Source organism: Paracoccus sp. S4493, assembly GCF_000967735.1.
Classification (GTDB): Bacteria; Pseudomonadota; Alphaproteobacteria; order Rhodobacterales; family Rhodobacteraceae; genus Paracoccus; species Paracoccus marcusii.
The window spans coordinates 1-14,605 of the sequence record NZ_JXYF01000022.1 but is presented as its reverse complement, the minus strand read 5'-3'; the positions used below and the strand labels follow the sequence as shown (position 1 = coordinate 14,605).

Annotated in this window: 16 protein-coding genes and 1 tRNA gene; 4 read left to right on the top strand and 13 right to left on the bottom strand. The window is 62.7% G+C overall.

From position 1 onward, the window contains the following. Positions 1-48: 48 nt before the first annotated feature. Together TW83_RS04580 and lipB are read right to left on the bottom strand one after the other, a co-directional pair. Positions 49-489 carry a cytochrome c550 gene (locus TW83_RS04580; protein ID WP_045981595.1) on the bottom strand — a complete coding sequence of 147 codons (441 nt, stop codon included), beginning with the start codon at positions 487-489 and terminating at the stop codon, positions 49-51. 116 nt (positions 490-605) lie between these two features. Further along, positions 606-1,250 carry a lipoyl(octanoyl) transferase LipB gene (gene lipB, locus TW83_RS04575; RefSeq protein ID WP_045981594.1) on the bottom strand — a complete coding sequence of 215 codons (645 nt, stop codon included), beginning with the start codon at positions 1,248-1,250 and terminating at the stop codon, positions 606-608. Positions 1,251-1,357: 107 nt separating this feature from the next. Between lipB and TW83_RS04570 the strand changes: the two genes are divergently transcribed. Next, positions 1,358-1,444, top strand: a tRNA-Leu gene (locus TW83_RS04570). 137 nt (positions 1,445-1,581) lie between these two features. On the opposite strand, the gene TW83_RS20445 is transcribed toward TW83_RS04570, so the two are convergent. From TW83_RS20445 to TW83_RS21790, 6 genes are read right to left on the bottom strand one after another with little or no spacing between them, the layout of a single operon-like run. Next, positions 1,582-2,685: a hypothetical protein gene (locus TW83_RS20445; RefSeq protein WP_157001342.1), complete on the bottom strand. Its 1,104-nt coding sequence runs from the start codon at positions 2,683-2,685 to the stop codon at positions 1,582-1,584. A gap of 47 nt (positions 2,686-2,732) precedes the next feature. Next, positions 2,733-3,416, bottom strand: coding sequence for a hypothetical protein (locus tag TW83_RS19230; RefSeq protein WP_157001340.1), 684 nt, complete (start codon positions 3,414-3,416; stop codon positions 2,733-2,735). Positions 3,417-3,448: 32 nt separating this feature from the next. Next, entirely contained in the window at positions 3,449-4,054 is a 606-nt protein-coding gene (locus TW83_RS04560) for a hypothetical protein (protein ID WP_157001338.1), read from the bottom strand. Next, positions 4,051-4,626 (bottom strand): hypothetical protein, encoded by a 576-nt coding sequence (locus TW83_RS04555; protein WP_045981592.1) that lies wholly within the window; start codon positions 4,624-4,626, stop codon positions 4,051-4,053. Before TW83_RS04555 ends, TW83_RS04560 begins: the two co-directional genes overlap by 4 nt. Next, positions 4,626-4,898, bottom strand: a complete 273-nt coding sequence (locus tag TW83_RS04550) for a hypothetical protein (RefSeq protein WP_045981591.1) — start codon at positions 4,896-4,898, stop codon at positions 4,626-4,628. Before TW83_RS04550 ends, TW83_RS04555 begins: the two co-directional genes overlap by 1 nt. Positions 4,899-4,952: 54 nt before the next feature. Beyond that, positions 4,953-5,282 (bottom strand): hypothetical protein, encoded by a 330-nt coding sequence (locus TW83_RS21790; RefSeq protein ID WP_204245718.1) that lies wholly within the window; start codon positions 5,280-5,282, stop codon positions 4,953-4,955. A 478-nt stretch (positions 5,283-5,760) separates the two neighbouring features. On the opposite strand from TW83_RS21790, the gene TW83_RS04540 reads away from it, so the two are divergent. Further along, complete coding sequence (locus TW83_RS04540) at positions 5,761-6,099, top strand: hypothetical protein (protein ID WP_045981589.1); 339 nt, start codon at positions 5,761-5,763, stop codon at positions 6,097-6,099. Between the two features lie 276 nt (positions 6,100-6,375). Here TW83_RS04540 and TW83_RS04535 read toward each other — a convergent pair whose 3' ends face one another. From TW83_RS04535 to TW83_RS04525, 4 genes are all read right to left on the bottom strand, one after another. Further along, complete coding sequence (locus tag TW83_RS04535; protein ID WP_052714626.1) at positions 6,376-7,686, bottom strand: helicase RepA family protein; 1,311 nt, start codon at positions 7,684-7,686, stop codon at positions 6,376-6,378. A gap of 528 nt (positions 7,687-8,214) precedes the next feature. Continuing rightward, positions 8,215-8,760 (bottom strand): hypothetical protein, encoded by a 546-nt coding sequence (locus tag TW83_RS04530; RefSeq protein WP_045981588.1) that lies wholly within the window; start codon positions 8,758-8,760, stop codon positions 8,215-8,217. A 125-nt stretch (positions 8,761-8,885) separates the two neighbouring features. After that, complete coding sequence (locus TW83_RS19735) at positions 8,886-9,095, bottom strand: helix-turn-helix domain-containing protein (RefSeq protein ID WP_084697260.1); 210 nt, start codon at positions 9,093-9,095, stop codon at positions 8,886-8,888. A 612-nt stretch (positions 9,096-9,707) separates the two neighbouring features. Beyond that, positions 9,708-10,925 carry a site-specific integrase gene (locus TW83_RS04525; protein WP_045981587.1) on the bottom strand — a complete coding sequence of 406 codons (1,218 nt, stop codon included), beginning with the start codon at positions 10,923-10,925 and terminating at the stop codon, positions 9,708-9,710. 257 nt (positions 10,926-11,182) lie between these two features. On the opposite strand from TW83_RS04525, the gene TW83_RS04520 reads away from it, so the two are divergent. Together TW83_RS04520 and eutC are read left to right on the top strand one after the other, a co-directional pair. Continuing rightward, on the top strand, positions 11,183-12,556 hold the full coding sequence (locus TW83_RS04520) for an ethanolamine ammonia-lyase subunit EutB (protein WP_045981586.1): 1,374 nt from the start codon (positions 11,183-11,185) through the stop codon (positions 12,554-12,556). Then, complete coding sequence (eutC, locus tag TW83_RS04515) at positions 12,553-13,281, top strand: ethanolamine ammonia-lyase subunit EutC (RefSeq protein ID WP_045981585.1); 729 nt, start codon at positions 12,553-12,555, stop codon at positions 13,279-13,281. Before TW83_RS04520 ends, eutC begins: the two co-directional genes overlap by 4 nt. On the opposite strand, the gene TW83_RS04510 is transcribed toward eutC, so the two are convergent. After that, positions 13,278-14,605 (bottom strand): efflux transporter outer membrane subunit (locus TW83_RS04510; RefSeq protein ID WP_045981584.1); only part of this gene is annotated, 1,328 nt, incomplete at its 5' end. The genes eutC and TW83_RS04510 overlap by 4 nt on opposite strands.

The following is a 14,605-nucleotide window of genomic DNA, read 5'->3' as shown; positions in this document are numbered from 1 at the left end:
GAAAAACCCGGCCGGGGCGCCAAGGCGGCACGGGGCCGCGTCAGAGGGTCATTCGGCAGGCGCGTCCGGCGAAACCGAGGCCAGATAGGCCGCGACGTCCGCCTGGTTGCGGTTCAGCTTGAAGGTCATCTTGCTGCGGGCCGAATCGTCGCCCGACTTTTCCTTCACCCAGGCCGTTGGGTCGGTCACGTAGGCGACCAGCTCCTCCTCGGTCCAGACCATGTCCGGGTTGGCTTCCTTGGCGGCCAGCAGGCCGTCGCCATAGTTGAAGCCTTCCATATGGGCGATGGGCGCGCCGACGATGTTCCACAGGTTGGGACCGGTGGCACCGCCCTTGACGATGTCGGTCCCGCTGTCGTCCTGGATCATGTGGCAGGCGCGGCATTTGCGGAATTCGCCCTCGCCCGCGGCGGCGTCGCCCGCTTCCTGCGCGACGGCGGGGATGGCTAGGGTCGCGCCCAACAGGGCGCCGACAATGGCTGATTTCATGCGTAGTTCCTCGCTGGGCCCTGGAGGGGCCGTGGTCTCCCGAAGGGCACCGTAGGGCCAACGCGCCCCGGAAATCCAGCCATCGAAAGGTCGCATGGAAAGAATTGATCGCCGGCCTAGCCGAATGTGCGCGCAAAACCCTGGCGCAGCGCCACGTCCAGATCGGCCATCCCCACCGGCAGCCCCAGATCGACCAGCGAGGTCACGCCGTGCCCGCTGATCCCGCAGGGCACGATCCCGCCGTAATGCGACAGGTCGGGGTCCACGTTGACGGCGATGCCGTGAAAGCTGACCCATCGGCGCAGCTTGACGCCGATGGCGGCGATCTTGTCCTCGCGCATCTGGCCATCGGGCAGGGGGGGCTTGTCGGGACGCGGCACCCAGACGCCCACGCGCCCCTCGCGGATCTGGCCTGACACGCCGAAGCCGGCAAGCGCGTCGATCACCCACCCCTCCAGCTGTCCGACAAAGGCGCGCACGTCGCGGCCACGCCGGTTCAGGTCCAGCATGACATAGGCCACGCGCTGGCCCGGCCCGTGATAGGTGTACTGACCGCCCCGCCCGGTCTGGTGCACCGGAAAGCGCGCGTCCAGCAGGTCCTGGGGGCGGGCGCTGGTCCCGGCCGTGTACAGGGGCGGGTGTTCGACCAGCCAGACGGCCTCGAGGGCCTGGCCTGCATGGATCTGCGCCACGCGATCCTCCATCAGGGCCACGGCGTCGGAATGCGCGGTCAGGCCGCTGCTGATGATCCATTCAACCATGGTTGCGATGTGGCCTCTTCGTCCGTCCCCGTCAACATCCGTCGGCATCCGCAGAAACCGCTTTTCTTTGCAATCGGCCTCGGCTATCAGGCGCGCACTGCCCGGATGCGGCCGTGGCGGAATTGGTAGACGCGCAGCGTTGAGGTCGCTGTTCCTTAACCGGAGTGGAAGTTCGAGTCTTCTCGGCCGCACCAACTTCATTCGATTTTTCTCGCCAATTCAGTTGGTTGAGGGATGATTAGGTAAGTTGTTACACACCTAGTTCCACATAGTTGCGTGCGGTGGTGCCTCCAGCGGTGCTGATCTCAAAGCAATGCTACGCATCGTGGAGTCACTCCCCCCCCCCTGCATTGACTTCTGATATCTGGCCGTCTGTAAGGACTGGAATGCTCGTGTCACCGCCCGATACACCTGCTAGATCAAGAAATAGTCTTCCCATCTTCGCGTAAGTGTCAGCAACGACGTCGAGGGTGTCCTTTATGTTAGCGTCGCCCATCACAATGGGCTTGATGTAAACGAAGTGGCCGTTCAGACCTTCTACTTTTTCGATCCGACCAAGCTGTTCGTCCGCGTGTGAACCGTAAGGTCGCTTGTGTACTAGCGTGTTTCGTAGGTTAGAGACTTGCTCCAACCAGCCGGACACTTTGCACTTAGTTGATCCGTCTTTTCGCGCGAGGCATCCTTCTGATACGAGCTTGAGGATCAAGGGATCGATCGAAACGCTATCCCAATCGAGATCTTCGACTAACCGATTCATTCCATTAATTTTGTCGCGAAGGTTTAAGCGTCGTGCAATTAATAGCGCGAGATAATCCCTCGCTGCTCCAACATGAATAAAAAAAGAATGTACGTTCGCAATAAATGGTAAGTCCGCAGTAGTGGCGACGCCCGTACCTGGTTGCTGCTTGGATCTTATGGCGGCGATAAGAGCTTGGTGGTAATAACTGCAAATCGCGCCGACACAAATGTCCATTGAACGTAAGCTGTCACTTATATAATCAGCGTATCTTTCGTCAAATGTGGTTTTCGGTTTTTCCTTTTTTATTTCCGAAAAATTTGCTTCAGTACGCTCGCAGCGATAGCGTCTGATACGGTCTCGACCAATGTTCTTAGATATGTTGTGCCATACATCTGCGGGCCCTATTGAAACATCACTTTGCCCAGCACTCGCGCTTCGTAGAAACGTCGTTGCAATGCCACCCGAGACGTTGGTATTTTCGTATTGAACTGGACTAATACCAAGATGAGAAATGGCTGAGCGTAGCTCGCTATCAGAAAGGCTCGCAATAATGGTGGGGGCGCCAAAATATTCAATTGGACCTAGAGACCACTCGTTGTGATCTAGTTTCCAGGCCTTTATCCCGCCGGTGAAATTAAGACTTATCGCGTAATAATCGCTATCTGCCTCAATAAACTGATATTCAGTGATCGGCATTATATACCTCAGTATGAACGCGCAGGTAGCGTAACATGCATCACCGGCTAATCTAGCGCTGTATGAAGGTCCGGTTCCGCTTTTTGCCACTCGTAGCGCTTGCTAGTGTGAGCATCTCCGAGCCGGTACAGCGCAAAGCCGCTGGCGTACCCCGCATTGATGATGCCGAAACCCGTGCCGTTCAATGCCCTGCGCAATCGAGACATCGCGACCTTGAGCGCAAGGTAAGCCGCGCGTGGGTCGGTTGGGTAAGCGTCCACGTCCCGAAACATTGACGCCAGGATCTGCCGATTGCGCACGGGCTGCTTGCGGCCCCACAACGCGGCAATAACGCGAGCCTGCTGTTCAGGGATGCTGCAGCCCACAACTAGAGCCTCGCGTGTGATGTCGGATGGGGTCAGCCAGCGCCCACAGCAGGAGCAGGACAGGCCTTTGGCGCTCCCGGCAGGCTGCACCGCCTTAGCAAGCTTCAGGCGCCAGCCGATGCCATATCGCACCACCTGGACGCCTGGCAGCTTCCACATGATTTCGTCAACAGCCTTGCGCACGATCCGGAGCCCCTGATGATAGTCCGGCTGATCGACGTCGGCCCATCCGGTCGCAATCGCGTCGAGCAGTTGAGGGGTGGTTAGCCAAGATCCTCGGGCTCGCGCCAATGCATTGAGGACATCCTCCCCCTCCTCGCTGATCTGGCAATCGATGATCAGGTCCGGGAGCGGGGCAAGCGTCATCTCGCCTTGGCACATGGGACATCTGGACGTCATCACCGATAGCCGCGGCGCTTGGCTTCTGCGATCGCGCGCTGGATCGTCCGGGGATCGTTTCCTTGACCGGTACCGCGCAGCCAGGCTGAAACCTTGCCGCCCATCTTGGCGTCGAGATCTGTGACCAGGCGCCGCGCCAGATCGACATCGGCATCGGTGACACCTGCCTCGATCAGCTGATCCGTGGCCCGAGCACGATCGATTTCCAGCCGCTCAGGGTCGACGGCACCGAAAGTCGTATTGCCCTGCGCCTCGCGGGTCAGGTCCATGATCACCCGGACGTCCTCGGGGTCCATGGCGCTGTCGCGGAAATCGGACGCCAGCACCTCCCCCGCAGCGCGCCATTCCTCCGCTTGGGCAGCGTTGCCACCGGCATGAGCCGCCACGGCCCAGGGCTCGAACGTCGATGCGACGGCAGCCGCAGGATCGGGCAGTGCCTCAGTCGGGAACAAGCTGGAGGCGGACGCAGGATCAGACGCAGGTTTGGACTGCGGCGCCATGGTCACTGGCTTGGCGATCGGTCCGCTGCTGAATTGCTTAGGGGGGACCGCCCCTTGAGGCACGTCGGCAGGGAACAGCGAATGAGCGTGATCCGGGTCCATCATGCAACCTCGTTGCTGTCAGAGGTTTCCAGGAGGTCTAACCAGCCGGCGCGACAAATGTCAGCGGTCGATCGAGGCGCGCTTGTCCGGTTGCCCGTGGCGATGCGCTGAAGATTGCGCAGCGCGTGCCCTACAGCGTCCTGCTGGCCGACGCGGACAGAATTAAGGATACCCCCGGCAATGCGGGCCTTTTCACGCGTCGCGTCCTCGGATGCCTGCAAGTCGGCCAGGGCAGCGATAAGATCGGCCATCAGGCTATCGACACGCGTCGCCTTTGCGATGGTGTCGGCGGCATGAACCGCGGCGGCCGCGCGTGCCTCGGCCCGACGCTGGGCCTCGCCGCTGGCCTTGTCCTGTTGCTCTCGACGCTGGGCCGCGATCAATGCATCGACGAAAACGCTGCGATCTTTCTTAAGGTGCTTGATCTCCGACAGCACTACAGCGAGGGCTTCAGCCTTCTCCGGGCTCTCGACAGCCGCTAGCGCCCCCTGTTCTGCCTCGACCTGCTTGGCGGTCAACAGGCGATCGACAGCGTCCAGCTGCGCCTGCAAGCTCTTGGGTGTCGTGCGTTCCATCACAGTCCCACCGGGTATGCTTGGCCCGCCAGTCCGGCGAGTGTCTTGCCGGTCAGTTCAGGACCAGGCTGAATGAGGCTCTGCGCCAGGCTAGACAGCCGCACGGCACCCGGAAGGTGGTCGCGCAGAGGTTTGCCAGTGGCAATCAGTTCGCGGCGGATATCTGCCTCAGCGGCGTTGAGCCTCGTCAGCATCGGCCGAAGGTTCGCGATGGCGGTGTCTACCTGGGCCGCCGCCGTCATGAGTTCGGTTCGTTTCTCTGGGAATGGCATGATGAATTATCCTGTTGATGACGGAAGGTTCAGTCGTGGTTCGTCTGGTTGGGTTCAGGGGAGGTCATAACTACCGCCCGTCGGGTCGTACTCGCATTCCACGAAATCCACCCCGCGCGAGGACGATCGCGGCAGCACCGGGCGATAGTCGACGAAAGGCGCAGGAGGGGCGGGCGGGACGAAGGCTGCAGGCTTAGGCGCAGGTGTGGCTTGCGGTGCCGGTGGTGGAGCCGGACGAGTATCGACCGGAGGCGCGGCATCCATCAGCTGCGGGTTCTCTGCGATGTGCAGTGCCTCTGCCGCCATGGCGCGCTGCAGACGCTCTGCAAGGCCGGGGACGACCTCAGATGCCTGGGCGACCGCATCCAGGCGGGCCCGGATCATTCGCCATTCCAGTTCGACGAGTGCGTCAGGATCTGCCTCGATCGGGCGGTAGCGTGGGGCCATGTACGGTAGGACGGCGGCGTGGCAGTCCTTCTGCAGCGATGGGTCATCGGAGTTCTCGGCCAAGGCAATAAGGGCCTCGATCGGGCTATATGTCGGAAACCGCTCCCGGGCTCGGGCGACAAGTTCCGTCGCGGCGATCGTCCTAAGGTTCTGGGAGCCTTTCGGGCGTCCTGCGTTGGGTCGTGCGCCGCCTGAGGGCATGGTGAAACCTCATACATCTATCTGAAATCAAGAATCGCATGACAACCAGTGTAGCGTCAACCGATTGTTTTCGTTGTGAAATCCGCAACACAATTGGTGCGATACCCGCATCAAAAATTGTTTGTGGAGCGCAACCAAGCCAACCTAATCCATTGACCGAAAACACATCTTATGCGTGCATATCGGCAGGAAATTCCCTATTAGGTGATATCGAATGCGTGCTATTTTACTCTCTGCATTGCTCAGCTGGATGCCTGTCCATGCTGCCCAAGCCTATTGCTACGATCCCTCCTTTTCCGGGAGCGAGCCTAGCGGGCCGTTCTCGAAACCGAGCGTGCCGTACTGCTTGTCAGGTTACGGCTACAGCCGGGAGCACACGTGCGACGCTTGGGAGATCCAGGCGTATCAGGACGAAATCGATCGTTACATTCGAGATCTTCAATCCTATTCAGATGAAGCGTCAGACTTCGCAAACGAAGCGATCGACTATGCGAATGCCGTCACTGAATTTGCAGTCTGCCAGGCCAAGGAAGTCGCGGCGCAGCATGAATGATCAGCCACCACTGTAGCCTACAGGTGTCGACAAGTGTCGAGCCTGCTAAAACCGTCCCCACCTTGAACACCCCGTCTCTGGCTCATGGGTGATACCCCCACCCCACCCCCACACCCCTTAGGAAGGTGGTGGTGGGGGTGGCGGCAGTGGGTTATTTCACCCCCACCTCCCCACCTTGCCCCACCACGCGTTTTGAGGTGGGGAACATCGCAAGAGAAAACCCGACGCGGGGCCGGGTCATCACTTATGACTGGGGAAATCTGTGCTAGGTGGCTGCTAGTCCTCAACAGCCCACTCTCCTACAGCAATCACGGGGCGATCGTGCCCCTTCCCATCCTGCACTCGTTCTATTTTCAAGGCGCCGGTTGAAATCCACGTCTTGATCATCCTCTTGATCCTAGCCTTGTCGGTCTTATCGTTCGGATCGAGATCCAGCAGTGGACCGATAACATACCCCGCCCATTCATTAGCCTGGACGTTTTCCCTAAGCGCTTTCTGGTCAATGGCGTTCTGGACCCGCAGCAGATCTGCCACGGTGATGCCGTCGAATGTGTCTGGCGGTGTCCAGCTATCCGCTACTGCAACGAAATCCTCAGGACGATCGTCTGTCGAGTTGCCCAGTGCTTGGCCGGAAAGACGGAACCACCTTGCGGCTGATGCGGGAGCAAGGTTTGCCTTGGCGTCATCGACACGCACATAAGACCGGCGCTCATCACCAGAGATACCAAAGACCTCGGCTGTCTCAGTGTTCATTACATTGAGAACACGAGCGGCGCGAACCGCCCCGGCGATTGCTGACCCGCCCCGCGCGGCGTCGATGTCCGCATCAGCACCGTTCAGTTTGCGGCTGTGGTGCACCAGGTCGATCGCACAGCCCGTCCGGTCGGCGATCAGCGCGAATGCCTTTACAGCTGCGTCCATGGCCCCGTTGTCGTTCTCCGGCATGGAGTGAACTGAGACGAAGGGATCGACGATCAGCACGTCGATCTTTCGGGACCGAAGCGCCTCGATCAGTGCTGAAACGACCGGCTCAGCAATCATGGGTCCGGCAGGTGTCGCCTGTCCGATCTTGATCGGCATATCGCGACCGCTGTCGATGAACAGACGCCCATCGACATCTTCGGGCCCGATCCCATGGAATTCCATTGCAGCGATCATCCGACGCTCGAGTTCGACTGTCGGATCCTCACCGTTCCACAACCAGACCCGCAGCGGGCAATGGGGTTTGAGCCCAATGAGAGTGCGCCCTGTCGCCATAGCCAGAGCATCGGTGACGGTCAGTGTTGTCTTGCCGACGCCACCAGGTGCGATGGTCGCAGATGCGTACTGCCTGCAAAGGTGATGACCGTACAGCCATTCGCGTGGAGGCAACTTCGAGGGTGCGCGGTACACAAACGGCTTCGGATTGATAGATAGCAGGGGCCCGTTATTGATCATCGCACCTCGCACCTCGGCGCCATCGCATTCCAGGCTCGCGCCAAGTTGCGTCATGTGTCGGTGACGATCGCTCCAATGATCGCGCGCTGGAGCTTCCTGCTGGGCCTGCCACACAGCTTCCCAGTCATCGGGGGTCATGTCCTGGGCCATCACAGCGCCCCCTTGGGCTTCTTACGCCAGACGAAGAACAGCTGGCCGGCAACAGTCTGCCCAGGACGGAGAGAGAAGCCGGTGGCCTCCACAGAGCCGCCGACAGCGACTAGGTTTCCTGCCACGATGGCGTCAGGGGTCGGGAACGGCATCGGCCTATGCCCGCTCTGGGCAAGATGGGGGCAGCCTTCTGCCGCGATCTCTGCGCAACGCTTGTGGTTCGGAGCATTGAATGTCGCAAACCCCCAGTGGGACCCATCCTGCCTTTGCAGGCTGGGCTCACCAAGGCCGAACCAAAATCTGTCAGATGGATCAGTACTCTTCCCACAGATAGGACACAGCCATTGCGCCACGGCTCGGCGCGACCTTACAACGTGGAGATCCTCGAACAGCGGCTTTCCGGTCCCGGGAGCATGGCGTTGCCACAGCGCGGGCTTATTACCAGCCCATCGGCACGGCCGTACCTCGTATTGATTTTCGCCCTCCCAGGCCACCACGAATGGCACCACTGGTTGCGATGCACGCTTATCAGCCATGGTCGCACCCTCCGGCGATCAGTGCCTTGGACACTGGGTTGAGCGTTGCCTCCAGCCGATCGAGGTAGACGGACACGGAATGCAGGAAGCCGATCGCGTCGTATACCTCCTGCCGGCCATCCCGCACCTGGAAGCGCCCTTGCACCTCGTCGAACGAAGGGAACGTCCCAAAGATCGGCAGCAGGTACTTGTGTGACCAGCGCGAGGCGATGCCGCCGGACGCCTTGCGAATGACGATCGCTAGCAGGTCGGTAAGATCCTGGAGCATGATCACGTCACGGTCTGTGAGTTCGCCAATTTCTGCCGCCGTGTCGATCAGCGCGGCGATGCGAGCCTGCTGGAGCAGGTACTCGGGGTGCCCGTATGCCGATACAATCTGGGGCATGGTCATTTGTCCGAAATGCCGCGGAAACCTGATTTCCGGCATGGGGATAAGGTGTCGGTTCATCGGCAGGACGCGGATTGTGCGCCCATCAGTCGGGTCACGTTCAACTGGGCCATGCGGCAGCCGGACAGGAAGGGGAGCGAAGATTGCCATGTGCGCAGCCTTTTGTTGCGCGGGCGGCCATGCGGTGCTAAATTCACAACAGCGACGAAGTGAGTAAGCCCAACCGCCCTCGGTTCTGGAAACAGCGCCGGGGGTTTTGTTTCCCGGCTGGACGGTCAAGCGGCAGCTTTTCGTGCCGCTTTGGCATTCTCGATCACGGCAAGGATCTCGGAACGCGGCCAGCGGGATAGAGAGCCCAGCTTGACAGGCTTCGGAATGATCCCGTCACGCACCCAGCGCCACCAAGTGGGCTTCGCGATACCAAGGATTGCGCAACCTTCCTTATCGGTCAGAAGCGGATCGGCATGTTCGTATTGAGCGGTCATGATTGCCTCCATTCATCTGAAGGGATCATGCGGTATCGCTCCGTACTGGAGCAGTGGCGTTAATTTGGTCAGATTATAGGAGATATCAGGGAGGTGGTCAGGATAGTCTCACCTCGCCGCTGCATCTCGCGCGACCATGCATCCCAAGCTTCATTCCGACGGACACGAGCCTTGAGCCGTTTCTGGTGACGTTCCTCACGTAGGACTGCCCCAACTGCACGAGCTTCGATCTCCTCCCGGGTCAAGGTCTTTCGTCCACGACTTTTGACGGTTCCAGCTTCCTGCATAGCGACAGCAATCCTCAGAATGGCTGCCGCTTCACATAGCGGCCAGTGAGGGCGGCATAAGCTAACAGCGTAAGCAAACGATGCAGCATCCTCTGTGCAGATCGCCGCGCTGAATTTGTCAGCGATCCTCTTTCTCGCTGCCTTCTTTTCCAGCGTCCCGAATAGGCGGACAAGCCTCGCTGCATGCTCAGCACCGAACTCGGGAGTAAGTATTGTATCTTGACGACCCTCAAGAGATGGAAGCGCCACGTTGCTGATCCAGCGTGCAGCCAATGCGACGTCGCTAGCTTGCAAGCGGACTTCCCGATGATTGGCACGCCCCATTTCAGGCTGCTCCTTCTCGCAGCGTCACAACCTCAGCACTTGAGGGGATCTCTGCCGACCTGTCCCTTCCCGTCGTCACGAACCGGGCCCAGCGCTCCAGCCAAGGGCGGCGCACAGCCAACAGGTCTGATCGCTGGTAGGACGCCTCGACCTTGCCCATGACCGAGTGGGCCAGGATCATCTCACCCACGTCTCGGGGGCAGCCGTTCTCGGCAAGGTACACGCGCAGGCTCGATCGGAACCCATGAGGGCGCGCTTCCATTTCACGGCGCTCCATGAGGCGAGACAAAGACATGTCGCTCAGAACGCCGCCCCGGGGGCTGGGGAACAGCAAGCCGTCACGGGCCTGACGTTTGGCCTCCTCGATCAGCATCATCGCTTCAGGCGCCAGGGGAACTCTGAAAGGCTTGGCATCGCCCTTTCTACCTTTCATCAGATCTGCCGGCACTGTCAGCACGTCGCCAACGACATGTTCGACCCGCATCATTCGAACGGGCGCAGACCGCAGACCAGTCAGGATCAACAGGCGCAGTGCGAGATGGGTTGTTGAGCCGTCCGACAGCGACAAATAGAAAGCTGGCACATCCTGCCAGGATAGGGACGGGATGTTTTCGACCTGGTGGCCTTGCCCACCTAGCAGCGCCTTTGCCTTAAGGCAGGCTTGGATGTCTACCGGATAGCCCAGTGCCGCTGCATGGTTCATCACGATAGTGAGACGCTGCAGCGCCTTCTCAGCTGTTGCCGCCTTGGTTTTCCAGATCGGCTTGAGTGCATCTCGAATTGCAATCTGATCGATGTTTGAAACCGGATACTTACCCAGCTTCGGAAGAACATGGATCTCAAGAGGGCTGAACCACCGGCCTGCTTTGCCTTCGCCCTTGAGGTCCGCTTTCCTGGCCTCAAAGGCGTCGGCCGCGACGTCTGCCAGCAAGTGCAGGTTTCGTCCAGCTTCACGCCGCTGACGCTCTCGCTCTTGAATGGGGTCGAGGCCTTCTCTCGCGACCGTGCGCCACTTTGCGGCAGCAGCGCGCGCTTCTGCCAAGGAAACATCTGAGATCGAGCCTAGGCCCATATGCCGCAAACGACCATGAACGGACACTCGAAACATCCAACTGCCGACGTCCTTATCCTTCTTTAGCAGCCACAAACCTCCGCCGTCTCCGTACTTGCCGGCAGGCGATTGTCGTACATGAACCGCACTCAGCTTGTCGCGTGCCATACCACTCTCCGTTACACACTAGGTTCCACACCTGCAACGTATACGGGACGATAACACCTGACAATCGAATACACGGTAAGCACATAAGAATGCTGGATTTCTGAAATTCAGAACGGTGCGTAAGCAGATGCAATAACGGCTGATACGGGGTGCTTGTTCTAGTCGGTGTTTCTCGGCCGCACCAACCCCCCCTTTCATCGATGCCTTGACCCCGATAGCGTTCGGGTCATTCTGTCCCCCGACAACCGGGGATGGTCATGGCCACGTATGCCGCCACAGCGCGCGACCACAGATTTCGCTTTGACAGCCTGGCTGCGGTGATGGCCGCGGCCTCGCCGGAACGGTCGGGCGATCAGCTGGCCGGGATCGCGGCGGGCAGCGCGCTGGAACGCGTGGCGGCGCGGCGCGTGCTGATGGACCTGCCACTGTCCACGTTCCTCTCCGATGCGCTGGTTGCCTATGAGGATGACGAGGTCACACGCCTGATCATCGATGGCCACGACCGCGCGGCCTTTGCGCCGGTCGCGTCGATGACCGTGGGCGATCTGCGCGACTGGCTGCTGTCACCCGCCACGGACGGTGCGGCCCTGGCCGCCGTCGCCCCCGGCCTGACGCCGGAGATGGTGGCCGCGGTCAGCAAGCTGATGCGCAACCAAGACCTGATCCGCGTGGCGCGCAAGGTGCGGGTCGTCACGGCATTCCGGAACACCATCGGCGGGGCGGGGGTGCTGGCCTCGCGGCTGCAGCCCAACCATCCGGCGGATGACCCGCGCGGCATCGCGGTCGCGGTGCTGGACGGGCTGTTGCAGGGGGCGGGCGACGCGGTGATCGGGATCAACCCGGCGTCGGACAACTTGGTCAATTGCCACACCCTGCTGACCGCCCTGGACGAGATGCGCCAGGCGCTGGACATCCCAACGCAGACCTGCGTTCTGACCCATGTGACCAACGCCCTGACCCTGCTGGAGCGGGGCGCTCCGGTGGACCTGATTTTCCAGTCGGTCGCGGGCAGCCAGGCCGCCAACGAAGGTTTCGGCATCACCCTGTCGATGCTGGAGGAGGCCCATCAGGCGGGATTGGCGGCGGGGCGGGGCACGGTCGGCCAGAACGTGATGTATTTCGAGACGGGGCAGGGGTCCGCCCTGTCGGCCGACGCCCATCACGGTGTCGATCAGCAGACGATGGAGGCCCGCGCCCAGGGCGTCGCCCGCGCCTATGCGCCGCTGCTGGTCAATACCGTCGTGGGCTTCATCGGGCCGGAATACCTGTTCGACGGCAAGCAGATCATCCGTGCGGGGCTGGAGGATCATTTCTGCGGCAAGCTGCTGGGCCTGCCGATGGGGGTCGATGTCTGCTATACCAACCATGTCGAGGCCGACCAGGACGACATGGACACGCTGTCGGCGCTGCTGGCGCAGGCGGGGGTCAATTTCGTGATCGCCGTGCCGGGCGCCGACGACGTGATGCTGGGCTATCAAAGCCTGGCATTCGAGGACATCGCCTATCTGCGCGAAACCACCGGCCTGACCCCGGCACCCGAATTCGCGGCCTGGCTGGATGCGTTCGGCCTTGCGGGCGGGGCATTGCCCGATCCCGGCGCGATGGCCCGCCGCCTTGGGCTGTCCGCATGAGCGCGCCGGACCTGCGCCGCCTGTCCGCCCTGACACCGGCGCGGGTGCGGCTGCAGGCGGGGGCCGGGCCGACCGCCCTGCCGGACCTGCTGCGGTTTCAGCAGGACCACGCGGCGGCGCGCGATGCGATCCACGGGCAGGTGGATTGGGACGCGCTGGCGCAGGACCTTGGCCCGCTGCCGGTGCTGCGGGTGGACAGCATGGCGACCGACCGCGCCACCTATCTGCGCCGCCCCGACCTGGGGCGGCGGCTGGCGCCCCATGACCTGCCCCGGCTGGACGCGCCGCTGCAGGTGGTGATCGGGGACGGGCTGTCCGCGCCCGCGGTCATGGCGCAGGCCGCGGGCGTGGTGCGCGCGCTGCTCGCCTGCCTGCCGGAACTGGCGGGGCGTCCGGTGATTCTGGCGCAGGGCGCGCGGGTGGCCTTGGGCGATGCGATCGGGGCGGCCACGCGGGCGGGCATGGTGCTGATGCTGATCGGCGAACGGCCTGGACTGTCGGTGGCCGACAGCCTTGGCGCCTATCTGACCCATGCGCCTCGGATCGGGCTGCGCGACAACGCGCGCAACTGCGTGTCGAACATTCATCCGAACGGGGGGCTGTCCCATCAGGCCGCCGCCGAACGGCTGGCCTGGCTGGTGATGCAGGGGCGTCGGATCGGCGCGACGGGCATCGCGCTGAAAGACGAAAGCGGCGGCAGCGCCCTGCTGCCGCCACGGGCTTAGTCGGCGATCCGCGCCACGGCGGCACCGGCACCGGTCGCGATCTGCAGCGCGGCCCACTCCTTGGCGGCGTCGTTGCGGGCCGATGCGGCCTGCAGGCGTGCCGCCGCACGCTGGCGGTCGGCGTCCAGCAGATCGACCAGCGGCAGGGCGCCCGCCTCGAAGTTCGTGCGCGCCAGGGCATAGGCCCGGTCATAGCTGGCCGCCGCGCGGTCCAGCGCATCGACGCGCTGGCGCAGGCGGCGCAGGTTCGACTGGCTGGTCTGCACATCCTCGACCGAGGCCGCGACCTGACTGCGCCATGCCAGATCGGCCTGGCGCGCCTCGGACACGCGGCGGGTGCGGGTCGCGCCCAGGATGCCCTGGTTGGCCACCGGCAGGCTGATGCGCGGGCCAAAGCCCCAGCCCGTCGCCCCGCCCGTGTCGCTGACCGTGCCGGTCAGCGAGAGCGAGGGCAGCATGTCCGCCGTCGCGACCCCCACTGCCGCCAGCGCCTGCACCAGATCCTGCTGGGCCGCGCGCACGTCTGGACGGTTGCGCAGCAGTTCGGCCGGTACCCCGGTGCCGGGGCCGGGCGGGATGCGCAGCGCGCCCGATCCGCCCTGCATCTGCGACATCAGCGGCCCGGCCTGCTGGTTCAGCAGCGTCGACAGGCGATAGACCTGCGCGTTGAATTGCGCCTCGAAGGCGGGAAGGTCGGCCTGCGCGGTCTGCAGCAGAGCCTCGGTCTGGGCGATGTCGAAATCGGTGGCAAGGCCCAGGGCCTGGCTGTCGCGGGTGACGCGCAGGGTGGCCTGGCGCGCCTCGATCGTGTCGCGGGTCAGAGCCAGCGCCTGCTGGTTGTAGCGTGCGTCGGAATAGGCGCTGATGACCTCGGCCAGCCATGCCAGCCGGGTGACCTGGGCCAGCGCCTCGGCCGATGCGACGCCCGCAGCGGCCCCTTCGCGGGCACGGCGCGCGCCCCCGAACAGGTCGAACACGAAGCCCGCCGACAGGTTGGCGCTGCTGGAATAGCCGGTCGCCTGACCGTCGCCGCCCGACCGCACGCGGCTGGCCGATGCGGGCTCTCCGCTGATCTGGGCCGCAAGGGGCTGGGTCGCCTGAAGGTCGGCCGCCGCGGCACGGATGCGTTCGTTGGCGGTGATGATGTCCAGGCTGGTGTCCAGCCCGTCCGCGATCAGCCGCGACAGGGTGCGGTCCTGATAGCCCGACCAGAAGGCCGTGGTGCCGACCTGGCCCACGGGGCCGCCGCCGCCTTCGGCGAAGGCGCCCTGGACGCGGGTGTCGGGCAGGGCGGTGGGGTCGGGCCCCACCGCCGCGCAGGCGG